Source organism: Rugosimonospora africana, assembly GCF_016862975.1.
GTDB classification, from domain to species: domain Bacteria; phylum Actinomycetota; class Actinomycetes; order Mycobacteriales; family Micromonosporaceae; genus Rugosimonospora; species Rugosimonospora africana.
In genome coordinates this window covers 135,920-159,914 of record NZ_BONZ01000055.1, presented here as the reverse complement: position 1 = coordinate 159,914, position 23,995 = coordinate 135,920, and the positions used below count along the sequence as shown (strand labels likewise).

Below are 23,995 nucleotides of genomic sequence, written 5' to 3'. Positions count from 1 at the left end.
TCCGGCGACCTCTCCATCGGTGTCCGGTCAGGCCCTCAACCGGAGCATCTTCGGGTCGACGAGCGGCTCGGTGGCCACCGTCGCCGGCACTCGCCGGTCGAAGTATCCGATGTGGACGGTGGTACCCGGCTCGGACAGCTCCGAGGGGAGCCACGCGTACGCGATGCCGGCGCCGATCGTGTACCCGTACGCCGCGCTCGTGACGTACCCGACGCACTCGTCGCCGTGGTACACCGGCTCCTTGCCGAGCACCACGTCGGCCGGGTCGGCGATGGTCAGGCAGGACAGTTTCCGGGTGACCGCCTCCCTGCGGCGCAGCAGCGCGTCCCGGCCGAGGAAGTCGCCCTTGTCCAGCTTCACCGCGAAGCCCAGCCCCGCCTCGTAGGGGTCGTGCTCGTACGTCATGTCCGCGCCGAACGAGCGGTACCCCTTCTCCAGGCGCAGGCTGGTGAACGCGCCCCGGCCGGCGGCGATGACGCCCAGCGGCGCTCCGGCCTCCCACAGCGTGTCCCAGAGTTTCAGCCCCAGGTCGGCGGTGGTGTACAGCTCCCAGCCCAGCTCTCCCACGTAGGACAGCCGCAGCGCGGTGACCGGGACGGTGCCGACGTAGCCCCGGGCACAGCGGAAGTAGCGCAACCCGTCGTTGGACAGGTCGAGGTCGGACAGCGGCGCGACCAGTTCGCGGGCTCGCGGACCCCACACACCGACACAGCAGGTGCCCGCGGTGAGGTCCCGGACAGTCACCGATCCGTCGCCGGGCAGGTGTCGGGTGAACCAGTCCAGGTCGAGGTTGCCGTTGACGCCAACCTGGAACAGGCCCGGCCCGAGTCGGGCGACCGTGATGTCGCTGCGGATGCCGCCGTCCCGGTCGAGCAACAGGCAGTACGTCACCGAGCCGACCGACTTGTCGACGTCTGGCTTGTCGATGTCGCCGGTGGTCAGTCGCTGGAGGAATCCGGCCGCGCCCGGGCCGGCCACCTCGACCCGCTTCAGCGGGGTCATGTCGTAGAGCGCGACGCCCTCCCGGGTCGCCTGGGCCTCGGCGCCGACGATCGGCGACCAGTACCGGGCGGCCCAGTCGTTCGGCGCCGGGATGTCCCGGCCGGCGAGCAGCCGTTCGTTGGCGCCGTACCAGTGTGGACGCTCCCAGCCGGCGGCCTCCAGGAAGTACCCGCCGAGTTCCCGCTGCCGAGGATAGAACGGCGTGGTACGCAGCGGCCGGGGCGCCTCCATCGGCTGGAGCGGGTGCAGGATGTCGTACACCTCGACGTAGTTCTGGCAGTCCCGGGCGAGCACGTAGTCCGGGGCGAGCTGGTGCGCCTCGAACCGGTTGACGTCGCACTCGTGCAGGTCGAACGTCGAGCAGTAGCCGTCGGTCAGCCACTCCGCCACGGCCCGGCCGACTCCGGCCGAGTGGGTCACCCAGACCGCCTCGGCGACCCAGAATCCCCGCACCCCGGCGCACTCGCCGAGCAACGGGAGGTTGTCCGTGGTGAACGAGAACAGGCCGTTGAAGCCGTCCTCCAGCTCCGTCGCCGCGGTCGCCGGCAACAGGTCGCGGGCGTGCGCCCAAGCCGGCGCGAAGTCGTCGGCGGTGAACGGCAGCACCGACGGCATCCGCGAGCCGGTGCCGTCGCCGGAGCCCTCGTCCCAGTGGCGGATGTCGCCGGCGTCGACCGGCATCGGCCGGTGCCCGTAGTATCCGATGCCCAGCCGGTCGCGGCGCTCCCTCAGGTACAGGTCGGCGTCCTGGTGGCGGAGGATCGGGTGGACCGCCTCGGCACCCTGCCCGGCCAGCGCCGGCACCGGGCCGGTCCAGGCGAACTGGTGGGCCAGCGGGGTGAGCGGAAGGTTCATGCCGACCATCCGGGCCACCGCCGGCCCCCAGATGCCCGCGGCGCACACCACGATGTCGGCCGGCAGGTCTCCGTGGTCGGTCACCACCGCGCTGACCCGGTCCCCGGTGGTACGCACGTCGAACACCCGGTGCCGGTCGAGCACCCGTACCCCCCGCGAGCGCGCGAGGTCCAGCTGCGCCGCCACCGCCCCTACCGCGTCGGCCAACCCGTCGGTGGGCACGTGCAGCCCACCGACCACCACGTCCGGGTCGAGCAGCGGGTGCAGCCGCACGCACTCCTCCGGCGGCACCACCCGGCCCGCCACACCCCAGGAGTCGAGCCAGCCGTGGCGCCGGTGCAGCTCCGCCAGCCGCGCCGGCCCGGTCGCCACCTCCAGACCACCGACCGGAAGAAAGCAGCCCAGCCGGCCGAACTTCTCCACGGTGTACCGGGCCAGTCGCGTCATCACCTTGGCGGAGTTGGCCTGGAACACCAGTCCCGGCGCGTGCGAGGACGATCCGCCGGCGGCGGGCAGCGGTCCCTGGTCGACGACCGTGATGGCGTCCCAGCCGCGCGCGGACAACTCCTCGGCGACCGCCGCGCCGACGACGCCGGCACCAATGATGACCACTCGCGGTCCGGTCACGATCCCTCCCGCAGGCGATGCGCCATAAGCAACGGCACGCGCATACCGCAACAGAATCCCGTGCCCCGGCGACGCGTGTCAAGAGAACCGCCCGCCACAGACGCCCGCGATACAAGCCGGTGGGCCGACCGCTCACGCGATCGGCCCACCGTCACACTTCCCGCCGGGACGGTCAGGTCCCCTTCAGCCAGGACTGCCACACGTCCGGGTGGGCGTCCACCCACTTCTTCGCCGCCGCGTCGTCGCTCATCTTGTTTTCCGCGATGTCCCTCGCGACGTCGTTCTGGTCGGTGTTCGTCCAGCGGAAGTTCTTGACCAGCGTCGCCGCCGGGCTGCCCGAGTCCGCGAACTTCTTGCTCACAATCTTGTCGAGATCGAACGGCTGGTAGTCGCACGCCACCTTCTGCGCGTCCGCGTCACACCCCGGCGTGTACGCCGGCAGCTTGATGTGCACCAACTTGACCTCGTTGAGGAACCACTGCGGCTCGTAGAAGTACCCGATGACCCACTTCTTCTGCTCCTCGGCGGTGCGGAACGCCTGGATCAGCGCGTCCTCGCTGCCCGCGTAGACCACCTTGAAGTTGAGGTGCAGGTTCTTCACGAGCGCGTCGTCGTTGGTCACGTACGACGGGTCGCCGTCCAGGAACTGACCCTTGCCGCCGGACTCCGACGTCTTGAACTCGTCCGCGTACTTGTTGAGGTTGTGCCAGTCGAGAATGTCCGGGTGCGCCTGGGCCAGCCACGGCGGGATGTACCAGCCGATGACGCCCTGGTTCCCGGTCTCGCCGTCCTCGACCGCCACCTTCTGCTGGTCGATGTACTGCTTCTTGAGGTCGTCGTGACCCCAGTTCTCCAGGATCACGTCGACCGTGCCGCTGGCGAAGCCCTGCCAGGACACCTGCTCGTTGATGTTCTGTTTCTTCACCGTGCAGCCCAGCTTGTTCGTCGCCAGGTAGCTGATGACCGCGACGTCGGCTTCGTACCCGACCCACGGGTTGTCCGCGAGATTGACCGTCCCGCACGGCTTGTGGCTGGCCGAGGCCGACGTGCCGCTCTTGATTTTCGAGCCGCAGCCGGACAGCGCCAGCGCGCCGACTGCCAGCAGCGCGACGGTTCGGACCCATCTGGTTCCGCGCAACACGAACCCTCCCTCTATTCCCAAAGGTCAGTACGTACGCCCCATCCAGTACGACCGGCCCGATCGCGCACCGCCGCGACGGGCCGCGCCCTGGGTGATCCGGTCGAGCAGGATGCCGAGCATGACGATCGCCACGCCCGCGGCCAGTCCCTTGCCGAACAACGAGATCTGCGAGAAGCCGGCGACCACCAGATAACCGAGCGCGCCACCGCCGACCAGGCCGCCGACCACCACCATGGACAGCACGTAGATGAGCCCCTGGTTCGCCGCCAGGGTCAGCGCGCGGCGGGCCATCGGCAGTTGCACCTTGACGATCGTCTGCCAGGCGGTCGACCCCGACGAGGCGGCCGACTCGACGACCTCCGCCGGCACCCCGCGCACCCCGTCGGCGATGAGCTTCACCGCCACCGGCGCGGCGAACACGACCGCCGCGACGATCGCGGTGAACCGGCTCGTACCGAACAGGCCGAGGAACGGTACGAGGTAGACGAACGCCGGCATCACCTGTGCCGCGTCGAGAACCGGGCGCAGCACCCGGTCGACCCGGTCGCTACGCCCCATCCACACGCCGAACACCACGCCCAGCACCATCACCATCACCGTGGCGAGCAGCGTGGCGGACAACGTGACCATCGCGTCCTGCCACACTCCGCTGCCGATGAGCAGGGCCAGGCAGATCGCCGTGACCGGCAGCGTGCGGGGTCCGGCGACGGCCAGGCAGATCGCCACGACGACCGCGCAGGTCAGGTACCAGGGTGAGTCCGCGATCAGTGACTGCAACGGGTTGATGAGCCCGTAGCTGGCCACGTTCTTGATGCCGTCGGTGACCGAGTTCAGGTGCAGTTGCACCCAGTGGTCCACGGCGTTGATTCCCCGTACCACGCCGGATCCCAGCAGCCCGCCCGAATCCGACGCGGGGAAGACCGCCGCCCAGACGAACGTGTACGACAGGTACACCGCGACCACCGCCAGCACGCCGAGACCGGCCAGCAGCAACCTGCGCCCCGCGCGGCGACTCAGCCGGCCGCCCAGCGACCCGCCCAGCCCCGCGGCGCCCACGCCACGCCGGTACCCCTGCTCGACCCGCACGCTCGCGGCCGTCGTCACCCGGTCCAGCACGATCGCCATGATGACGATGCCCAGACCGGCGTTGAACGCGGTGCCCACGTCCAGCGTCTCCAGCGCGTGCACCACCACCTGACCGAGACCGGGGGCACCGATCAGCGCGGCGATCGTCACCATGGACAGCGCGCACATCGTGGTCTGGTTGATGCCCAGCACGATCGTGCGCCGGGCCATCGGCAGCCGTACCGTGCGCAGCGACTGCCACCCGGTGGCGCCGAGCGACCGGCTGGACTCCAGCGCCGACTCCGGTACGCCGCGGATGCCGTGCGCGGTGATCCGGATGACCGGGGGTACCGCGTACACGAACGTCGCGATGACCGCCGACGCCGGGCCGATCAGGAAGAACAGGGTCAGCGGTGCCAGGTACACGAACGTCGGCATCGCCTGCATGAAGTCCAGTACCGGGGTGAGAGTCCGCTCCACCGCCCGGGACAGGCCCATCCACACGCCGAGCGGCAGGCCGATCAGCAGACAGATGAGCACCGCGGCCAGGGTCGCCGCCAGCGTGTCCATGCTTTCCTGCCACACCCCGAGCAGCCCGAAGCACGCGAACCCGACCCCGGCAAGGACGGCCATCCGCAGATTCGCCAGCACGTACCCGACCAACACCGCCAGCGCGACCACGCCCAGCCAGCCGACAACCGGTACCGGCCGGTCGTACGACGGCTGGCTGATCAGCGACTGGAGGAACGTGGTGAGATCGGCGATCCCGGACCGGATCACGTTCACGAATCCGGTGAAGAACGGGCTACTGGCCCGATGGTTGCCGATGTAGACGTTCAGATCATTGAGCCGTTGGTGCAGCGGCCGCAGCTGGGCGACCGGCAGCGGCAGTGTGTCGTGGCCACGCAGCGGGATCCACAGCAGCACCCAGGCCACCAGCGTGCCGACGATCAGCCAGCTCCGGCGCACCCGCCCGGTTCCCCGGCGGATCGCGGTCGCGGTCGCGGTGACGCTCGCCATCCCGATCGCCTACCCCTCGACCGCGGCGGTCTCGGCGGTACCCGCGCCGGCTTCGGCCGTGTCCACGCCCGCCGCGACCGCCCGGGATGCGCCCCGCCTCTCGTCGTCGACGACGATGACCCGGAGGATCGCGTCGTCGTCCACGAGACCGAGCAACTGGCCGCCGGAGACCACCCGGACCGGGCTGCTCGCCCCGAGCACGAGCCGGGCCGCGTCCCGGACCACCACGTCCGGCCCCAGTTCCGGGCCGTCCAGCGGGTCGTCCGCGCGCACCGGGCGCATCACCCACCGGATCGTCAGCACGTGCGACTTCGGCACGTCGGCGACGAAGTCACGCACGTAGTCGTCGGCCGGCGCGCCGACCACCTCGTCCGGCCGGCCGACCTGGACCATCGCGCCGTCCCTCATGATGAGGATGCGGTCGCCCAGGCGCAGCGCCTCGTGCAGGTCGTGGGTGATGAACACCATCGTCTTGCCGACCTCGTGGTGGAGCCGGATGACCTCGTTCTGCATGTCCCGGCGGATCAGCGGATCGAGCGCGGAGAACGGCTCGTCGAAGAACAGGATCTCCGGGTCGACCGCCAGCGCCCGGCCCAGTCCGACCCGCTGTTGCATGCCGCCGGACAGCTGGTCTGGGAAGTAATCCGCGTACCCGGACAGCCCCACGAGGTCGAGCACCTCGCCGGCCCGCCGGTACCGTTCGTCCTTGCGGACCCCGCGCACCTCCAGCCCGTAACCGATGTTGTCGATCACGCGCCGGTGCGGCAACAGCCCGAAGTGCTGAAACACCATGGCGAACCGGTGCCGGCGAAGCTCGCGCAGCCGTCGCGGATCAGCCTCCCGGATGTCGTCGCCGTCGTAGCGCACACTGCCCGCGGTCGGCTCGATGAGCCGGGTCAGGCACCGTACCAGCGTCGACTTTCCCGAGCCGGACAGTCCCATCACGACGAACACCTCGTTCGCGGCCACCGTGAAGGAGATGTCGCGTACCGCCGCCACACAACCCGTACGCTCGCGCAGTTCGGCCCGCGACAGCGCGGCCAGCGGCGTGCCGACCACCCGGTCCGGCTTCGGGCCGAACACTTTCCACAGCCCCGTCACATCCAGCGTCGCGTCGCCGGTCACGCCTGTCATGGCTCCCCCTCGGTCGCCGCTGTTCGGACCGGCCGTCCCCGTTCCCGGGCCGGTGGTTGCGTCAGCCCCGGAACCAGCGCTGCGGGCGCGGTCGGGTGTTCTGCCAGATGTGCTTGATTTCGCGGTACTCGTTCAGTCCGGTCGGGCCGAGTTCCCGCCCGATGCCGGACTGCTTGAATCCACCCCACTCCGCCTGCGGCACGTACGGGTGGTAGTCGTTTATCCAGACCGTGCCGTGCCGCAACCGCCGGGCGACCCGCTGCGCCCGGCCGGCGTCCTGCGTCCACACCGCCCCGGCCAGCCCGTAACTGGTGTCGTTGGCGATGCGTACCGCCTCGTCTTCGCCGGTGAACCGCTCGACGGTCAGCACCGGCCCGAACGACTCCTCGGCGACCACCCGCATCCCTGGCCGGCAGCCGTCCAGCACGGTCGGCGGGTAGTAGAAGCCACCGGCCAGCGCCGGATCCTCCGGCCGGCTACCGCCGCAGCGCAGCACCGCGCCCTCGGCGATGCCGTCGGCCACGTAGCGCTCGACCCGCTCGAGGTGCGCCGCGGAGATGAGCGGACCGGTCTCCGCGTCCGGATCGAATGGCCCACCGAGCCGGATCAGGGAAGCCCTCCGGACCACCTCGTCGACGAACCGGTCGTGGATGCTGTCCTGCACGATCAGCCTCGCTCCCGCCGAGCACACCTGGCCGGAGTGCAGGAACACGGCGGTCAACGCGAAGTCCACCGCCGTGTCGAAGTCCGCGTCGGCGAAGACCACGTTCGGGTTCTTGCCGCCCAACTCCAGGGCGACCCGTTTCACCGTGGCCGACGCCGCGGCCATGATGCGCCGCCCGGTGGACAGGCCGCCGGTGAACGACACCAGGTCGACCGCCGGATGCTCGGCCAGCGGCGCGCCGGCCGCGGGCCCCGCGCCCAGCACGAGGTTGGCGACCCCGGACGGTACCCCCGCCTCTTCGATCAGCCCGATCAGCGCGACCGCGGTCGACGGGGTCAGCTCGCTCGGCTTGAGCACGAACGTGTTCCCGGCCGCCAGGGCCGGCGCCACCTTCCACGACGCCTGCAACAACGGGTAGTTCCACGGTGTGATCAGCCCGCAGACGCCGACCGGCTCGTATACCACCTGGCTGATCGCGTCCTCGCGGCCGGTGTCGACCACCCGGCCCGCGTCGGTGCCGGCGATCCCGCCGAAGTACTGGAAACAGGCGATCACGTCCTGCACGTCGTACTCCGCCTCGACCAGACGCTTGCCGGTGTCCAGCGCCTCGGCCCGGGCCAGTCGCTTGGCGTCGCGCGCCAGCAGGTCGGCGATCCGCGACAGGACGGCTCCCCGCTCACCCGCCGGGCTGTGCGGCCACGGCCCCTCGTCGAAGGCCCGGCGCGCGGCCAGCACGGCCGCCTCGGTGTCGGCCCGGGCCCCCTCGGACACCGTCGCGACGAGCGCCCCGTCGGCCGGGCAGCGGATCTCCCGCCGCCCACCGGCGACCGCCTCCCGCCACCCGCCGTCGATATAGAGCTCTGCCACCGGCCCGTGCACCGTCCTCAGCACGCAGTCGCGTTGCGCAATATGCACATAGGTGCTTGATCTGAAACAGAATCCCGCTCACCCACGGTGCCGTCAAGAGCACGGACCGAACCGCAACCCGATCCCGCCCAGCTTTTACCTGCCCGTGACGCCGCCGCACTCACGGGAGGTGTCGGCGCGACCAGCTGTGTCAGCAAGATCAGCAGTGTCGGCGAGACCAGCGGAGCCGACGGAGTCACTGGGGCAGTGCCACCCGGCTCAACCGCTTGGCCAGCACCTGCTCCACCAGTTCCACGAGTACCCGCTTCACCGACTCGCGGTCCCTCGCGTCGCACTCGACGATCGGTACCTCAACCCCGACGCCCAGCGCCTCGCGCACCTCGTCGAGTTCGAACCGGCGAGTGTGCTCGAACCGGTTGACCGCGAGAAGCAGCGGGGTTCCGTGCTCCTCGAAGTAGTCGAGGGAGGCGAAACAGTCCTCGATGCGACGGGTGTCCACCAGCACCACGGCACCGAGCGCCCCGTCCACCAGATCGTCCCAGAGGAACGCGAACCGGTCCTGCCCCGGCGTGCCGAACAGGTACAGCCACAGCGAGTCGTCGAGCGTGATCCGGCCGAAGTCGAGGGCCACCGTCGTGGTGGTCTTGCCGTCGACGCCGGTCAGGTCGTCGATGCCGACCGACACCTCGGTCAGGTCGGCCTCGGTGACCAGCGGCTCGATCTCGGAAATGGCACCGACGAAGGTGGTCTTGCCGACGCCGAAACCACCGCTGATCACTATCTTGACGGCGAGGGGCGTCGACGCCCGCTTAGAGCGCCCGAACACGGTCTCTGATCCTCTCGATCACATCAATGGGTATCTCCGCTGACTCGGTACATGTGACATAGCCGCTGCTGACCAGGTCAGCGATCAGTACTCGGACCACCCCGAGCGGCACCTCCAGGCGTACCGCGACCTCGGCGACGGAGTGGGGGCTCTGGCACAGCTCGACGATGCGGCGCAGTTCGAACCGCAGCGGTGCGGACAGCGCCGCCGGCAGCGCGGACACCATCGTCTCGATGCGCAGCCCGTCCCGCAGGGGTCGGGTCCGGCCGCCGGTGACCAGGAACGGGCGGACCAGCGTGGCGTCGGCCAGTGCCGCGTCGGACGGATCCTGTTCGGCGTCGTTCCCGGCGGTCGGCTGCTGCGCCGACGGCACGGCCACGGCCTCCCGCATCGGTGGAATCATGCGTGGATCCGGTAACCGGGGGCCCGGTTCGCTCATCCGTCCACCTCGCTTCGCCTGTTCGCCTCGACCCGCTCATCACAGCGGTAAGTGTCGCCTCGACTCGGTGACCAGCGCCGGAGTCAGAAGGCCACCGAACCGGTCGGCCAGCATCGCCAGCTCGTAACCCACCACGCCCAGGTCGGCGCTGGCGTCGGCGAGCGCGCCGAGGCAGCTGCCTCCCTCGATCGCGGACACCAGCAGGAACCCGCGCCGCATCTCGATCATGATGAGCTTGAGCGCGTCGAAGTCGTACCGCTTGGCCGCGCCCCGACCCAGGCTCGCCAGGCTGGACACGATCGCCGCCAGGTGGTCGGCGCCGGTCCGGTCCAACCCGTCGGACGTGGCGATGAGCAGGCCGTCGGAGGACACGGCGACGGCATCCCGTACCCCGTCCGTGGTCCGCACGAAGTTGACCAGCAGCCAGTTGAACTGATTGGCCTCGGTCTGCACCTCAGCACTCATACACGCTCCTCGCCATTCCCATGCCGTTCGCTCTCTCCACGCTGGACGCCTGCCCGCAGCGACACCAGCCGATTCCGCACCTGAGCCGGCGACTCGTCCAGAGCCGCCGGACGCGGCGGCTCCACGGCGTCCGCGACCCCGCCGACGCGCGGCAGCACCGCGGTCGGCTCCGCCCGCTCGACCCGCGCCCGCCGTGGCCGCTTGAGCAGTCCGTTGCGGGTGCGGTCGACGTCGTCCTCCTCCGCGTGTCCCGCGGTCGATCCGGTCGCGGTCAGCACCTCGACGTCCGGAAAATCGACGGGTGGTGCGCCGACGGCTGGAAAACCGACTGTTGGAACATCGACGGGCCCCGAATCCGGTCGCATCGCGGTACCGTACTCGACCCTGGGTCGCGGCCGCAGCCCGATCGCAGGCCGGGCGGCCGCCGCTGACGAGCCAATCGGCGGCCGTGCTCCGTCCACAGTGGATCCGGCGGTCACAATCGGCCGCTCTCCGGTGCCGTTGCCACCCGAGGGGCTCGACGCTATCCCGGGAGCCGGCGCCAGTACCCGGGCGGGCAGCACCACCCGGGCCGTCACCCCGGTCACCGGGGACGGGCTGAGCTGCACGTCGACCGACATCTGCCGGGCCAGTTGACCGACCACATAATGGCCGAGGAACCGGGCCGGCGCCATCAGGAAGTGCTCCTCGCCGCGTAGCCGCGCGTTCGCGCTCGCCAGGTCCGCCGCCTCCATGCCGACGCCCTGATCGGTGATCGCGATGAGGTACTGGTTGCCGATCTGCCGGCCCTGGATCTCCACGTCCACGTCGGGCGGGGAGAACGTCAGCCCGTTCTCGACCAGCTCGGCGACCATGTGCGCCACCCCGGTGACGTACGCGCCCGCGATGTACGCGTCGTCGATCCGGCGCAGCGTCACCCGGCGGTACTCCTCGACCTCCGAGATGGCCGCCCTGACCACGTCGGCGACCGGCATCGCACCCGCCCACGTCCGCGGCGTCGCCTCCCCGACGAGTACCAGCAGGCTTTCCGCGTTGCGCCGCATGCGAGTGGCCAGATGGTCCAGCTCGAACAGGTTCGCCAGGCCGGACGGGTCGGTCTCCTCGCTCTCCAGCCGGGTGATGAAGCCCAACTGGCGGCGCAGCAGGTTCTGGTTGCGCCGGCCCAGGTTGGCCAGCGACTCGGTCGTGTTGCGCCGCAGCAGAGCCTGCTCGGTCGCCAGGGTGAACGCGGTCGCCTGCACCCGCTCCAGGGCGGCGGCCACCGAGCGGATCTCGGAACTGGCCCGGGTCGCCACCCGCAGGGGCGGCGGTGCGACCGGCTGCTCCTCCTCCGTCCCGGTCTGAACCCTGGCGACCGCGTCGGGCAGCCGCCGCGACGCGAGCGCCTCGGCCTCGGCCGCGAGCGCGGCCAGCGGGCCGGTGATCGAGCGGGCCGCGGCGATCACCAGTGCCACCGCGCCGAGCAGGCACAGCACGACCAGGCCACCGAGCGCGACCAGCCGCCGGGTGGCGTCGCTCTGCAGCGCCTGCGCGCGGTGCGTGATGTCCGCACCGGCCGAGTGCTCCAGGCCGACCAGCTCGTCCAGCACCGGAGTCAGCGCGGACCACCAGGACTGCGGGTCGACCAGCAGCGGCCGGCCGTCAGCGGAGGCGAGCGCACGCGTCTCGAACGTCTGTGCCTCGGAATACGGGCCGCTGCTCTGCACCGCCTGGGCCACGGCGATCTGCGCCGGCGTCGCGGACAGACCGAACTGCTGCTCGGCCTGCTGAAGGCCGGCGTACATCCCGACGAACTGGGCGTACTCGCCTCTCTGGAAGCCGCCGGCGGAGAAGACGCCGTTGAGGAAGGCGCGCTCCTGCGTCAGGTACTCCTGGATCTGGCCGAGTGCCGCCAGCGCGGCGATGCCCCGGCGCAGCGTACGGTCGGCTGAGTCGCCCAGTCCGAGGTCCACGCTGTTCAGCGTGGCGATCCGTGCCGTGTAGAACTGAAACGCCGCGCTCCGGGTCGCCCGCCTCGCGTCGACCTGCGCCCGGATGCCGGAGAGCCCGTCGAGCTCGGCGAGTGCCGCCCGTACGTCCGCCAGGCCCTGGCCGTCGCCGGTCGCGAGCCCGTTCACCCTGTCGCGCTGCCCGTCGACCTGCTTGCGCTCCCGGTCGAGCTCGGCCCCGAAGCCGATGTCGCCGCCGAGCAGGCCGCTGGTCAGGCCACGCTCCTGCTGCAACTCCCCGGCCAGGATCTGGAGCTGCAGTTCCACAGCCACCGATCCGGTCGTGCGCGTCGCCGCCCGGTAGTCCGAGACGTTGCCGGCGACCACGACGCCGAGCAACACCAGTACCGCGACCATGGGCAACGCCAGGATGCGCGCCAGCCGGCCGCGAATCGTGCCCGACCTCTGACCCGGCCCCCGCTCCGGAGGTGTGTTACCCACACCCCGCGTTCCGGTTTCTCCGGTCGATGGCTGTCGACGTCTGACCATGGTTTCTGCCAGCACCTCCCACCAACCCACGCCTGTCCGGCGCTCGAATGGCACGGCTCGGCCAGGCGTGGGCGATCGACGTTGCTCAGGGCTTACACACGGCGTTACGGCTTAACGACGTTACGGAGTCACAGTGTGACCGGATCACAGTGTTACCGGGTCACAGTATTACGGAGGCACGGCGTTACGGACTTACGGCACATGCGCCGGTTCGGGGCACATGAGGGCTGATCGTACGGGGCGGCGGCTGCCCGCCACCCATGGCCTTCCGGATAGTTCCATCAGCCATACGGTCAGGGGTTCGTGGACCGTACGTGACAGTGATACTCCACCGGTTCGGCGGGCAACGGGGTGTTCCCGAGAATGAGGTCGGCCGATTTCTCCGCCACCATCATGACCGGCGCGTAGATGTTTCCGTTGGTGACGTACGGGAACACCGAGGCATCGACCACCCTCAGCCCACGTACCCCGTGCACCGCCATCGTGGCCGGGTCGACCACCGAGCCTTCGTCCGTCCCCATCCGCGCCGTGCACGACGGGTGCAGCGCGGTCTCCCCCTCGCGGGCGACCCAGTCCAGGATCTGCTCGTCTGTCTCCACCGCAGGGCCCGGCGAGAGCTCCCCGCCGTTCAACGACGCCATCGCCGGCTGGTTCAGGATGTCGCGGGACACCCGGATCGCCTCCACCCACTCGCGCCGGTCCTGGGCGGTGGACAGGTAGTTGAACCGCAGTTGCGGGTGCACCCGGACATCCGGGCTGGTGATCCGCACCGAACCCCGGGCGTCCGAGTTCATCGGACCGACATGCACCTGGTACCCGTGCCCGCCGGCCGGTGACGAGCCGTCGTACCGGACCGCGAGCGGCAGGAAGTGGAACATCAGGTTCGGGTACGCCACGTCCTCGTTGGACCGGACGAACCCACCGGCCTCGAAGTGGTTCGTGGCTCCCGGGCCGGTACGGCCGAACAGCCACCGGGCACCGACCTCGGGCCAGCGCCACTTGCGCAGGTACGGCTGCATCGACACCGGCTGCCGGGACGCGTACTGCACGTAGACCTCGAGGTGGTCCTGGAGGTTCTCGCCGACCCCGGGCAGTTGGTGCACCGGCTCGATGCCCAGGCCGCGCAGGTGGTCCGCGTCGCCGACGCCGGAGCACTGCAGCAGTTGCGGAGAGTTGATCGCCCCACCGCACAGCAGCACCTCGCCGGCCTCGACCTCGCGCGCCGACCGGGACGAGCCAACCCGCCGGGTGTACTCCACGCCCACCGCCCGGTTGCCTTGCCAGCGGATCCGGGTGACCAGAGCCCGGGTCACCACGGTGAGATTGGGCCGGCCAGCGACCGGGTGCAGGTAGGCGCGGGCCGCCGACAGCCGCCGGCCCCGGTGGATGTTGCGGTCGAAGGCCGCGAAGCCCTCCTGCCGGTACCCGTTGACGTCATCAGTGAGCGGGTAGCCCGCCTGGCGTACCGCCTCGAAGAACGCGGCGAACAGCGGACCGGTCGCCGGCCCCCGCTCCAGCACCAGCGGCCCGGCGTGCCCGCGGAACGGGTCGTCCGGCGCCGCCGCGAGGCAGTTCTCCATCCGCTTGAAGTACGGCAGGCAATGCGCGTAGTCCCAGGTCTCCATGCCCGGCCCGGCCGCCCAGCGCCGGTAGTCCAGCGGGTTCCCGCGCTGGAAGATCATGCCGTTGATGCTGCTCGAACCACCCAGCACCCGCCCCCGGGCGTGGTAGACCCGCCGCCCGTTGAGATGCGGCTCCGGCTCCGACGAGTACCCCCAGTCGTAGAACCGATTGCCGATCGGGAAGGTGAGCGCCGCGGGCATGTGGATGAACACGTCCCACGGGTAGTCCGGCCGCCCCGCCTCCAGCACCAACACCCGGACGCTCGGGTCGGCCGACAGCCGGTTCGCCAGGACGCTGCCCGCCGATCCACCGCCAATGATCACGAAGTCATAGCGCACGAGAGGCCCTTCCCATGGTCGTCGCCGCCAGCGCATATAGTTTCGTCATGAGCAACACGCGACCGGTCGGTCGCGCACGATCCGCCACGAAGCCGGCTTCCGTTCAGAAGCCGGCACCCGCTCAGAAGCCGGCGCCCACTCAAAAGCAGGCGCCCACGCAGCCGGTGCCGACTCAGAAAGCTGCGCCCGCTCGGAAGGCAACGCCCGCCCAGAAAGCTGCGCCCGCCCAGAATCCGGCACCCGCGCAGAGCCGCGCGGACGCTGGCGCGACCGGCGGCGTCCAGTCCGTCGACCGGGCGATCAGCGTGCTGGAAATTCTGGCGCGGCGCGGCGAGGCGCGGGTGACCGAGGTGGCCGCGGAGATCTCGGTACACAAGTCCACCGCGTTCCGGCTGCTCGGCGCGCTGGAGGACCGCGGCCTGGTCGAGCAGGACTCGGATCGCGGAAAATACCGGCTGGGCTTCGGCATCGTCCGGCTGGCCGGCGCGGTCGCCGCGCGCATGGACCTGACCCGCGAGGCGCGGCCGGTCTGCGAGCGGCTCGCCCAGGACAGCGGCGAGACCGTGAACCTCGCCGTCGCGCAGTCGCACTACGCCGTCAATGTCGACCAGGTACCCGGCGCGTTCGCGATCGCCGCCCAGAACTGGGTCGGCCGGCTCACTCCGCTGCACGCCACGTCCAGCGGAAAGATCCTGCTGGCGCACCTGGATGCCGCCCGGCGCGCGGAGCTGCTCGACGCGGCCGGGTTGGAGCGGTTCACCAAGCACACCATCAGCAGTGCCGCCAAGCTGGAGAAGCAACTCGCCGCCGCGTGCGAGCGCGGATATGCGACCACGATTGAGGAGTACGAGCAGGGGCTGAACGCGATCGCCGCTCCGGTACGGTCGCACCGGGGCGACGTGGTGGCGGCGGTCAGTGTGTCCGGGCCGGCATACCGGCTCACTCCGGCCAGCATGGAGGAGTTCGCGCCGACCCTGGTCGACGGGGCTCGGGAGATCAGCCATCGCCTGGGGTATCTCGGCTGACGCCGGCGCCCTGTGGGCCGGCGTCCGGTGAACCCGCGTCTTGTGGACCGGCACCCGGTGAACCGGCGCCCGGTGAGCCCGTTCCGGCCAGCTTCGCCCGCACCCAGTCGTGGAAGCCGCCGATGTGGTGTTCGCTCGGCACCAGAACGCCGCCCCGCGCGTACACCCGCGACGACATCGAGGGCTGGCACCGCTCGCAGGCGTCGAAGTCCTGCTGGTTGACCCGGTGGAACAGCTCGACCGAGCGGTCGAGGTCCCGACCGGACGCGACCACGTCGGGCAGGTACAACCAGTCGCACTCGACGATCGTGCGGTCCGGTGCGAGCGGGAACATCCGGTGCAGGATGACGTGGTCGGGTACCAGGTTGACGAAGACCTGAGGCTTGACGGTGATGGCGAAGTACCGCCGGTCCTGCTCAGGCGACAGCGTCGGGATCCGGTCCAGCCCAGGCGACCCGTCCACGGTGAAGCCTTCGATCCGCTCACCGAACTCCGCGCCGTGCCCGACGTAGTACTGCGCCGCATACCCGGCCGCGAACTCCGGCAACACCTCGACGAGCTCCGGGTGGATGGTGGCGCAGTGGTAGCACTCCATGAAGTTCTCGACGATGAGCTTCCAGTTCGCCGCCACGTCGTACCGGATGCGCCGGCCCAGCTCCAGGTCGGCCACCCCGTACCGGTCGATCGCCCGTGCGTCGCCCAGCCGGGTCACCACCTCGCCGAGCACGTCGTCCTCGAACGGCGGCGGATCATCCGCGAGGCAGACCCACACGTACCCGAGCCACTCCCGGACGTGGACGCGCACCAGCCCGTACCCGATCCGGTCGACGTCCGGCATCTTCGTCAGGTTCGGCGCGGCGATCAGGCGCCCGTCCAGGTCATAGGTCCAGGCGTGGTACGTGCAGCGGAACGCCCGGCCGACCGTACCCGACTCCTCCGTGCACAGCCGGGCGCCCCGGTGCCGGCACACGTTGAAGAACGCCCGTACCGTGCCGTCCCGGCCCCGGCCGATCAGCACGCTCTCCCGCCCCACCACGGCCGTACGGAACGAGCCGGGCGCCGGCAGGTCCGCGGATCGGGTGACGCAGAACCACATGGACTCGAAGATGAGCCGCTGTTCGAGCGCGAACACCGCCGGGTCCACGTACCAGTCGCCGGGCAGCGTCGCGACCAGGCTGGGCGGCAGGTCGCCGGTCGTCGCCGATGTTCCCGTCGTGGCCGGAGTTCCCGTCGCGGCTGGCGTTCCCGTCGTCGCTGGCGTTCCCGTTGTCATCACACACTCCTGACTGCTCGCGCCCCGGACGGCGACTCGCCCTGAGGCTGCGACTCGCCCTGCGGCTGCGACTCGCCCTGCGGCTGCGACTCGCCCTGCGCCCGCGGTCCACCCTGCGCGTGCGGCTCGCCCTGCGGCCGCGACTCGCCTGGCCCCCGCGACTCGCCTTGCGCCCGCGATGGGAACTCGCCCTCCAGCCGGCGGCGCCAGCGCGCGAACGGGCCGACCCGGTCCACGCCGAGCACCGCGACCGGCCGGCCGGAGCGCCGGTATACCGCGAGAAACCCTTGTTCCGCCAGCGATCCGTCCTCGATGCTCACGTCCTCGTCACCCGCGACGTGTCCGGTGAACTGGATGCGCCGGCCGTACTGATCCGACCAGAAGTACGGCAGCCGAGGCACGGGCGGCGCTGTCGCCGGCCCGGACAGCAACGCGCGCGCCGCGATCCTGGGCCGCTCGGCCGCCGCCGTCCAGTGCTCGACGCGTACCCGGCGGCCCAGCCGCGGCTCGTACCACGCCGCGCAGTCGCCGACCGCGACCACGCCGGGGATGCCGGTACTCCCGTCGGCCGCGCAGAGCACGCCGTCGGCTCCCGGGGCGCTCCCGACCGGTACACCCGATCCGGCGAGCCAGCCGACCCCGGGTCGGACACCGATCCCGACCACGACGATGTCGGCCGGCAGGTGGGTACCGTCGGCCAGTCGTACCCCGGAGACCCGACCGGTACCGGTCAACTCCCGCACACCACGGCCGCAGACCAGCCGTACCCCGTGCTGTTCGTGCAGCGCCGCGACCGTGGCGCCCATCGCCGCGCCGAGCGGCCCTGCCAGCGGTACCGGCATCGCCTCGACCACTGTGACCGACAGGCCCAGCGAGCGGGCGGTCGCCGCGACCTCCGCGCCGATGAAGCCCGCGCCGACCACGACCAGCCGGGCGCCGTCCACCAGCTCGGCGCGCAGCGCCCGGGCATCGTCAAGGGTCCGCAGCGTATGAACGCCACCCAGCCCGCCGCTGCCGCTAAGCCCGCCGGCACCCAGACCGCCGCCGCCCAGACCGCCAGCACCCAGCCCGGCACCACCCACACCGCCGACAGCGACCGGCGGAGTCGGGCCGGGAAGCGGTCTCGCCGCCGCTCCGGTCGCGATGACCACGCCGTCGGCTCGTACCGACCGGTCGCCGTCCAGCAGAACCGCGCGTGAACTGCGGTCCAGCCCCGTCGCCCGGGTGCCGAGCAGCCAGCGCGCGTCCAGGTCCTCCCCCGGCCGTTCCAGCGCCAGCTCCGTTTCGTCGCAGGTACCGGCGAGGTATTCCTTCGACAGCGGCGGCCGATCGTACGGTCGGTGTGCCTCGTCGCCAACCACGGTGAGTCGCCCCGCGAAGCCCTCCGCCCGCAGTGCGCGCGCGGCGGACAGCCCGGCGAGGCCGGCGCCGACCACGACCACGTCGCGCAGTTCGTCGCTCAACCGTCGCACCCCGATGGCTCGACGAACACCGTGCCGCCGTCGACGACCACCCGGTGCGTGCGCACCGCACGCTTCGCCGGTGGCGCGTCGACTTCACCGGTACGCAGGTCGAACCGCGAGCTGTGCAGCGGGCACTCGACTTCGCAGCCGTCGAGCCACCCGTCGGACAGCGACGCGTCCTGATGGGTACACGTATCGTCGATCGCGAATATCTGGCCGTCCTCGGTCCGGAACAGGGCGATCGGGTTTTCGCCGTCGAGCCGGAACGACGCTCCCGGCGGCAGGGCTTCGAGCGGGCAGGCAGCGATCACGCGGACCTCGTTGCGAAATGTAGAACAAGTAGCGTGTTACGCAACAGAATCAGGGTCGACCGGCGCCGATGTCAACCCCCGACGCGTCAGCCCTGGCGTGCCGCCTCTCGCCGCTGCCGCGTCCGCCGGGCGTTCTTCTCACCGTGCGCGAGAAGCCGGGTCGCCACCGGCAGCATCCGTTCCGCGGTCGGTGGCTCGACCGCCAGCAGCGCCTCGATGAGCAGTCCGTCGAACGCCGCGACCAGTACCCGGGCGGACAGGTCGTCGGCCATGTGCGGGCGGACCACGTCGACCAGCAGTTCCACCCACCCCTCGGCGAGCGGCAGCAGTGCCGGACGGCGCATCGCCGCCATGCACAGCTCGTACTCCGCGATCGTCGCCCGGCGTTCCGGGCCGGCCAGCCGGGCAACCAGTTCGCAGAGCGCGACGGCCATGTCCGCCCCCGGGACGAGCGAACCGGCCCAGGCCCGGATCGTGGCGGCCGACCGCCCGGCGGCCTCGGTCAACGCGGCGACGAGCAGGTCGTCCAGGGTGGCGAAGTAGTACGTGGTGGCGGCCAGCGGTACGCCCGCGGCCGTCGCCACCGCGCGGTGCCGGACCGCGGCCACGCCGCCGGTCTCGATCAGGCGCAGCGTCGCCTCGACGATCTGTCCGCGCCGGGCGGCACCCCGGGCCCGCCGGCCGTCGAACGCGACGCCCGACTCCCCGCCAGAGTCGCCGCCCGCGGAATCAGCGCCGACAGCGGAAACAGTTGTCATGAATGTTGGTGCCCCCCGCCGAGATTGAGTGCGACCACGCCAGCGATCACCAGCGCGATCCCACCGATCTTCAACCAACTCACCGGCTCATGAAAGAGTGCCAGACCGATCGCCGCCACCGCCGCCGTACCCGCCCCCGACCAGATCGCGTAAACCAGGCTCACCGGCAGGGACTTGAGCACCTGACCGAGCAGGATGAACGACAGAACGTAGCCGATCACGACACCCACTGATGGCCACAAACGAGTAAACCCGTTGGCTACTTTCAGTAACGTCGTTGCGCCGATCTCGGTGCCGATAGCCAGGGCGAGCAGCAGATATGGCAATGCGCATCCTCAGGTCCGGGGGGGCTCCTCTCGTCGAGAGAGTACCCCTAGTTGTGGTACGGACGTCCCGAAAGTTCGAGATCGAGAAACACGTACGGTGACCTACACCGTCCGTTCACCGCAGAGGCATGGAGCGTCTGCATTTCCCCGGGCATGATGTGGTCGAACGGCGCGTCACCATGCGCTCATGTGTCGCGCGATACGCAACACGCGCGGCGTTCGATCAAGAATTGTGCACGCAATCGTTCTAGGAGGACCCCCGTGCGAACCTGGATTGCCCGTGGCCCCGTGCTACTCACGGTAGCCGGGCTGGCCCTGGCCATTGCGGCCTGCGCTCCGCCCACCAAGAGCAGTGACAGCGGCGGTTCCGGAAGCGCCGCGAGCGCGACCAGCGCCGCCGACCTCGGCGGCATGGACAAGCTGGTCGCCGCCGCCAAGAAGGAGGGGCAGCTCAACGTCATCGCGCTGCCGCCGGACTGGGCCAACTACGGAAACATCATCAAGGCGTTCACCGACAAGTACGGCATCAAGGTGAACTCCGCGCAGCCGGACGCCGCGAGCCAGGACGAGATCAACGCGGCGAACCAGCTCAAGGGCCAGGGCGGCGCACCGGACGTCTTCGACCTCGGCACCGCCGTCGCGCTCAAGAACACCTCGTTGTTCGCGCCGTACCAGGTCTCGACCTGGGGTGACGTCCCGGACGACCTCAAGGACGCCAACGGCGACTGGATCAACGACTACGGCGGCTACATGTCGATCGGGTACGACGCCTCCAAGGTGCCGGCCCCGACCAAGGTGACCGACCTGCTCGGTTCCGGCTACAAGGGCAAGGTCGCGCTCAACGGCGACCCGACCCAGGCCGGCGCGGCGTTCAGCGGCGTGGCCATGGCGGCGCTGGGCAACGGCGGCTCCGCCGACGACATCTCCAAGGGCGTGGACTTCTTCAGCCAGTTGAAGAAGGCGGGCAACTTCCTGCCGGTCGACCCGACCCCGGCGACCATCGAGTCCGGACAGACCCCGGTCGTCATCGACTGGGACTACCTGAACGTGGCGCAGTCCAAGTCGCTGCAGGGCAAGGTGAACTGGAAGGTCGTCGTACCGCAGAACGCCGTGGTCGGCTCCTACTACGTCCAGGCCATCAGCAAGGGCGCCCCGCACCCGGCCGCGGCCCGGCTGTGGGAGGAGTTCCTCTACAGCGACCAGGGCCAGAACCTGTGGCTCGCGGGCGGCGCCCGCCCGGTGCGCGAGGACGCCATGCAGAAGGCCGGCAGCATCGACCAGGCCGCGTTCTCGGCCCTGCCGCCGGTCACCGGTGACCCGGTGTTCCTGACCCAGGACCAGACCGCCAAGGCCACCACGTACCTGACGTCCAACTGGGCCAAGGCAGTGGGCTGACGCGACGATGACCACGGTTGCCCATCAGCCCGATGCGGCACCGGTCGACCAGCACCGGGACCCGGTGCCAGCCTCCGCCAAGTGGCGGGCCGGCTGGCGCCGGGGCCGGCAGCTCACCGGCGTCGTACCGTTCTTCGCGTTCATCGTGGTGTTTCTGGTCATCCCCACACTGGTGGTGGCGGTCGGCGCGTTCGGCAGCAATGACGGGCGCCCGACGCTGGACAACCTGTCCGCCCTGGGCGACGGGTACATCGTCGACGCGTTCGTACGCAGCATCCTGCTGTCCGCGGTCACCGCGGTCATCGGGGCGATCCTCGGCGCGCTGCTCGCCTACGCGCTGGTCACCGCGAAGCCGGACGGCATCCTGCGCCGGCTGGTCACCTCGGCCTGCGGCGTGCTGGCCCAGTTCGGCGGCGTCATGCTCGCCTTCGCGTTCATCGCGACGATCGGCCTCTCCGGCTTCGTCACGCTGTTCCTGAAGGACCAGCTCGGCATCGACCTCTACTCGGGCGGGGTGTGGCTGTTCGACCTGCCGGGCCTCATGCTCGTCTACACCTACTTCCAGATCCCGTTGATGGTCATCGTGTTCCTGCCCGCCCTGGACGGCATCCGTCCACAGTGGAGGGAGGCGACGGAGAGCCTCGGCGGGTCGACCTGGCAGTACTGGCGGCGGGTCGCCATGCCGCTGCTCGCCCCGGCGTTCCTCGGCTCGACACTGCTGCTGTTCGCCAACGCGTTCTCCGCGTACGCCACCGCCGCCGCACTGGTCAGCCAGGGCAGCCCGATCGTGCCGCTGCAGATCCGCAGCGCGCTGACCAGCGAGGTCGTCCTCGGCCAACAGAACCTCGGCAAGGCGATGGCGCTCGGCATGGTCGTCGTGGTCGCCGTGGTCATGTGGTTGTACGCCTACCTGCAGAAGAGGACGTCACGATGGCTGGGGTGACCGCGCGCAGGGCGCGCAAGCAGCGGGCGTTCCGCTGGATCGTCGTCATCGTGCTGGGCCTGTTCTTCCTGGTACCGCTGTTCGCGATGCTCATGTTCACCATCCGCGAACCCGATGGCCACTACACCTTCGAGACGTGGCGGCAGTTCTTCGACTGGCCGCAGCTCGCCTCGACCTACCCAGACCTGTGGACCGGCATGCGGTCCTCGGGCGAGCTGGTCCTGCTCACCGTGGCGCTGATGCTGGTGCTGCTGGTACCGACCGTGGTCTGGGTGCGGCTGCGGCTGCCCTGGCTGCGCCGGGTCATCGAGTTCATCTGCCTGCTGCCGCTGACCATTCCGGCGATCGTGCTGGTCGTCGGGCTCGCCCCGGTATACGCCTGGGTGACGTACTTCCTGGGCGGCTCGCCGATGACGCTGACCTTCGCCTACACCGTCCTGGTGCTGCCCTACGCGTACCGGGCCATCGACGCCGGGCTGTCCGGCATCGACGTGAAGACCCTCTCCGAGGCCGCCCGGAGCCTGGGCTCCAGCTGGGGCACGGTGATGTGGCGAGTCGTGCTGCCGAACATCCGCTCGGCGGTGCTGTCCGCGTCGTTCCTCACCGTCGCTCTGGTACTGGGCGAGTTCACCATCGCCTCGCTGCTCAACCGGACCAACCTCCAGGTCGCCGTGGAACTGCTCGGCAAGAGCAGCGCGACCATGTCCGTCGCGGTCTCGCTGGCCGCACTGGTCCTCGCGTTCATCCTGCTCTTCGCGCTCTCGTTCGCCGGCCGGCGGCGGGGGCAGAACCGACGATCCATCCGGGAGACCTCGTGACTTTCCAGGAGCGGCCGCTTGACCGCGATGCCTCCTCCGTCGGCGCCGCTGGCGGCCGCGATACCGTCCCGACCCCGACCAGCAACAGCGTCGCGGTGCACCTGAACGGGCTGCGCCGCAGGTTCGGCGGCGTCCAGGCGCTGGACAACCTCGACCTCGAGATGGCACCAGGCGAGCTGATCGCACTGCTCGGCCCGTCCGGTTGCGGAAAGACCACGGCCCTGCGCGTGCTCGCCGGGCTGGAGGACGCCGACTCCGGTCGGGTACTGGTCGGTGGCAAGGACATCACCGAACTACCGGCCAACCGCCGGGACATGGGCATGGTGTTCCAGGCGTACAGCCTGTTCCCGCACCTGACCGCGTTGCAGAACGTGGAGTTCGGGCTGGGGCTGCGGCGGGTACGGTCGGCGCAGCGGCGGGAGCGGGCCGGCGCCATGCTCGACCTGGTCGGCATCGGGACGCACGCCGACCGGTACCCGCACCAGTTGTCCGGCGGCCAGCAGCAGCGCGTCGCGCTGGCTCGCGCGCTGGCCATCCAGCCACAGGTGCTGCTGCTCGACGAGCCGCTGTCCGCGCTGGACGCGAAGGTCCGCGTGCAGTTGCGCGACGAGATCCGCCGGATCCAGCTGGAGGTCGGCACCACCACCCTGTTCGTCACGCACGACCAGGAGGAGGCCCTGGCCGTCGCCGACCGGGTCGGCGTCATGCGCGCCGGCCGGCTGGAGCAGTTGGGCCCGCCCGATGAGGTGTACCAGCGGCCGTCGACCGCGTTCGTCGCGGACTTCGTCGGGTTGTCCAACCGGCTTCCCGGCACGGTCTCCGGCGACCGCGTCGAGGTGCTGGGCACGGCGCTGCCCCTGGTGCCCGGCGCCGCGAGCGGCATCGGCTCCGGCGCCGTCAACGCGCTGGTCCGGCCGGAGGCCGTCGACCTCGCCGTCGACCCGGACGGCAGGGGTCGGGTACTCGCGGCCAGCTTCCTCGGCCCGACCAGCCGGGTGTCCGTGGCCATGCCCGACGAGACCATGGTCGTCGCTCAGGTCGCCAGTGCGCTGCTGCCGGAGCTGGCGCCCGGCACGGCGGTACGGATCGAGCTGCGACCGGTGCCGGTCGTGGTCGAGGCCGCCTGAGCAGAGCGGGCTC

At 70.5% G+C, this 23,995-nt stretch carries 20 protein-coding genes; 5 read left to right on the top strand and 15 right to left on the bottom strand.

Annotated elements, in window-relative coordinates; all coding sequences use genetic code 11:
- Nucleotides 1-27 precede the first annotated feature (27 nt).
- The 10 genes from Raf01_RS28410 to betA all read right to left on the bottom strand — a co-directional run bounded on the left by Raf01_RS28410 (nucleotide 28) and on the right by betA (nucleotide 14,543).
- Nucleotides 28-2,484 carry a GcvT family protein gene (locus tag Raf01_RS28410; protein WP_239133988.1) on the bottom strand — a complete coding sequence of 819 codons (2,457 nt, stop codon included), beginning with the start codon at nucleotides 2,482-2,484 and terminating at the stop codon, nucleotides 28-30.
- Between the two features lie 172 nt (nucleotides 2,485-2,656).
- Complete coding sequence (locus Raf01_RS28405) at nucleotides 2,657-3,622, bottom strand: ABC transporter substrate-binding protein (RefSeq protein WP_203921111.1); 966 nt, start codon at nucleotides 3,620-3,622, stop codon at nucleotides 2,657-2,659.
- A 27-nt stretch (nucleotides 3,623-3,649) separates the two neighbouring features.
- Nucleotides 3,650-5,710 carry an ABC transporter permease gene (locus tag Raf01_RS28400; RefSeq protein ID WP_203921086.1) on the bottom strand — a complete coding sequence of 687 codons (2,061 nt, stop codon included), beginning with the start codon at nucleotides 5,708-5,710 and terminating at the stop codon, nucleotides 3,650-3,652.
- 9 nt (nucleotides 5,711-5,719) lie between these two features.
- The gene (locus Raf01_RS28395; RefSeq protein WP_203921085.1) at nucleotides 5,720-6,844 is read right to left on the bottom strand and encodes a quaternary amine ABC transporter ATP-binding protein; all 1,125 of its coding nucleotides are present in this window, start codon (nucleotides 6,842-6,844) and stop codon (nucleotides 5,720-5,722) included.
- 61 nt (nucleotides 6,845-6,905) lie between these two features.
- Entirely contained in the window at nucleotides 6,906-8,375 is a 1,470-nt protein-coding gene (locus tag Raf01_RS28390; protein ID WP_203921084.1) for an aldehyde dehydrogenase family protein, read from the bottom strand.
- Between the two features lie 235 nt (nucleotides 8,376-8,610).
- Nucleotides 8,611-9,201: a GTP-binding protein gene (locus tag Raf01_RS28385; RefSeq protein ID WP_203921083.1), complete on the bottom strand. Its 591-nt coding sequence runs from the start codon at nucleotides 9,199-9,201 to the stop codon at nucleotides 8,611-8,613.
- Nucleotides 9,185-9,592, bottom strand: a complete 408-nt coding sequence (locus Raf01_RS28380; RefSeq protein WP_239133987.1) for a DUF742 domain-containing protein — start codon at nucleotides 9,590-9,592, stop codon at nucleotides 9,185-9,187. The genes Raf01_RS28385 and Raf01_RS28380 overlap by 17 nt, the downstream gene beginning before the upstream one ends.
- An 87-nt stretch (nucleotides 9,593-9,679) precedes the next feature.
- Nucleotides 9,680-10,105 carry a roadblock/LC7 domain-containing protein gene (locus Raf01_RS28375; protein WP_203921081.1) on the bottom strand — a complete coding sequence of 142 codons (426 nt, stop codon included), beginning with the start codon at nucleotides 10,103-10,105 and terminating at the stop codon, nucleotides 9,680-9,682.
- Nucleotides 10,102-12,534 (bottom strand): sensor histidine kinase, encoded by a 2,433-nt coding sequence (locus Raf01_RS28370; protein ID WP_239133986.1) that lies wholly within the window; start codon nucleotides 12,532-12,534, stop codon nucleotides 10,102-10,104. The genes Raf01_RS28375 and Raf01_RS28370 overlap by 4 nt, the downstream gene beginning before the upstream one ends.
- Nucleotides 12,535-12,875: 341 nt before the next feature.
- Entirely contained in the window at nucleotides 12,876-14,543 is a 1,668-nt protein-coding gene (betA, locus tag Raf01_RS28365; protein ID WP_239133985.1) for a choline dehydrogenase, read from the bottom strand.
- A gap of 47 nt (nucleotides 14,544-14,590) precedes the next feature.
- Between betA and Raf01_RS28360 the strand changes: the two genes are divergently transcribed.
- Nucleotides 14,591-15,568 carry an IclR family transcriptional regulator gene (locus tag Raf01_RS28360; RefSeq protein ID WP_203921078.1) on the top strand — a complete coding sequence of 326 codons (978 nt, stop codon included), beginning with the start codon at nucleotides 14,591-14,593 and terminating at the stop codon, nucleotides 15,566-15,568.
- Here Raf01_RS28360 and Raf01_RS28355 read toward each other — a convergent pair.
- The 5 genes from Raf01_RS28355 to Raf01_RS28335 form a co-directional block, all read right to left on the bottom strand.
- The gene (locus tag Raf01_RS28355; RefSeq protein WP_203921077.1) at nucleotides 15,540-16,841 is read right to left on the bottom strand and encodes an aromatic ring-hydroxylating oxygenase subunit alpha; all 1,302 of its coding nucleotides are present in this window, start codon (nucleotides 16,839-16,841) and stop codon (nucleotides 15,540-15,542) included. The genes Raf01_RS28360 and Raf01_RS28355 overlap by 29 nt on opposite strands.
- Nucleotides 16,841-18,304 carry an NAD(P)/FAD-dependent oxidoreductase gene (locus tag Raf01_RS28350; protein WP_203921076.1) on the bottom strand — a complete coding sequence of 488 codons (1,464 nt, stop codon included), beginning with the start codon at nucleotides 18,302-18,304 and terminating at the stop codon, nucleotides 16,841-16,843. Before Raf01_RS28350 ends, Raf01_RS28355 begins: the two co-directional genes overlap by 1 nt.
- Complete coding sequence (locus Raf01_RS28345; RefSeq protein WP_203921075.1) at nucleotides 18,301-18,615, bottom strand: bifunctional 3-phenylpropionate/cinnamic acid dioxygenase ferredoxin subunit; 315 nt, start codon at nucleotides 18,613-18,615, stop codon at nucleotides 18,301-18,303. The genes Raf01_RS28350 and Raf01_RS28345 overlap by 4 nt, the downstream gene beginning before the upstream one ends.
- An 86-nt stretch (nucleotides 18,616-18,701) precedes the next feature.
- Complete coding sequence (locus Raf01_RS28340; RefSeq protein ID WP_203921074.1) at nucleotides 18,702-19,373, bottom strand: TetR/AcrR family transcriptional regulator; 672 nt, start codon at nucleotides 19,371-19,373, stop codon at nucleotides 18,702-18,704.
- Nucleotides 19,370-19,699 carry a DMT family transporter gene (locus Raf01_RS28335; RefSeq protein WP_203921073.1) on the bottom strand — a complete coding sequence of 110 codons (330 nt, stop codon included), beginning with the start codon at nucleotides 19,697-19,699 and terminating at the stop codon, nucleotides 19,370-19,372. Before Raf01_RS28335 ends, Raf01_RS28340 begins: the two co-directional genes overlap by 4 nt.
- A 261-nt stretch (nucleotides 19,700-19,960) precedes the next feature.
- On the opposite strand from Raf01_RS28335, the gene Raf01_RS28330 reads away from it, so the two are divergent.
- From Raf01_RS28330 to Raf01_RS28315, 4 genes are read left to right on the top strand one after another with little or no spacing between them, the layout of a single operon-like run.
- A complete protein-coding gene (locus tag Raf01_RS28330; protein ID WP_239133984.1) occupies nucleotides 19,961-21,094 on the top strand; it encodes an ABC transporter substrate-binding protein in 1,134 nt (377 codons plus the stop codon).
- Between the two features lie 7 nt (nucleotides 21,095-21,101).
- Nucleotides 21,102-22,037, top strand: a complete 936-nt coding sequence (locus Raf01_RS28325; protein WP_203921072.1) for an ABC transporter permease — start codon at nucleotides 21,102-21,104, stop codon at nucleotides 22,035-22,037.
- Nucleotides 22,025-22,855 (top strand): ABC transporter permease, encoded by an 831-nt coding sequence (locus Raf01_RS28320; protein WP_203921071.1) that lies wholly within the window; start codon nucleotides 22,025-22,027, stop codon nucleotides 22,853-22,855. The genes Raf01_RS28325 and Raf01_RS28320 overlap by 13 nt, the downstream gene beginning before the upstream one ends.
- The gene (locus Raf01_RS28315) at nucleotides 22,852-23,982 is read left to right on the top strand and encodes an ABC transporter ATP-binding protein (protein ID WP_239133983.1); all 1,131 of its coding nucleotides are present in this window, start codon (nucleotides 22,852-22,854) and stop codon (nucleotides 23,980-23,982) included. Before Raf01_RS28320 ends, Raf01_RS28315 begins: the two co-directional genes overlap by 4 nt.
- The last annotated feature ends 13 nt before the right edge of the window (nucleotides 23,983-23,995 follow it).

What these genes read in the sequence shown, in the direction of transcription:
- Raf01_RS28380 (WP_239133987.1), bottom strand. Translation starts at nt 9,592, where the DNA reads ATGCGGGAGGCCGTGGCCGTGCCGTCGGCGCAGCAGCCGACCGCCGGG.
- Raf01_RS28375 (WP_203921081.1), bottom strand. Translation starts at nt 10,105, where the DNA reads ATGAGTGCTGAGGTGCAGACCGAGGCCAATCAGTTCAACTGGCTGCTG.
- Raf01_RS28340 (WP_203921074.1), bottom strand. Translation starts at nt 19,373, where the DNA reads ATGACAACTGTTTCCGCTGTCGGCGCTGATTCCGCGGGCGGCGACTCT.
- Raf01_RS28325 (WP_203921072.1), top strand. Translation starts at nt 21,102, where the DNA reads ATGACCACGGTTGCCCATCAGCCCGATGCGGCACCGGTCGACCAGCAC.
- Raf01_RS28320 (WP_203921071.1), top strand. Translation starts at nt 22,025, where the DNA reads ATGGCTGGGGTGACCGCGCGCAGGGCGCGCAAGCAGCGGGCGTTCCGC.
- Raf01_RS28395 (WP_203921085.1), bottom strand. Translation starts at nt 6,844, where the DNA reads ATGACAGGCGTGACCGGCGACGCGACGCTGGATGTGACGGGGCTGTGG.
- Raf01_RS28355 (WP_203921077.1), bottom strand. Translation starts at nt 16,841, where the DNA reads ATGACAACGGGAACGCCAGCGACGACGGGAACGCCAGCCGCGACGGGA.
- Raf01_RS28400 (WP_203921086.1), bottom strand. Translation starts at nt 5,710, where the DNA reads ATGGCGAGCGTCACCGCGACCGCGACCGCGATCCGCCGGGGAACCGGG.
- Raf01_RS28360 (WP_203921078.1), top strand. Translation starts at nt 14,591, where the DNA reads ATGAGCAACACGCGACCGGTCGGTCGCGCACGATCCGCCACGAAGCCG.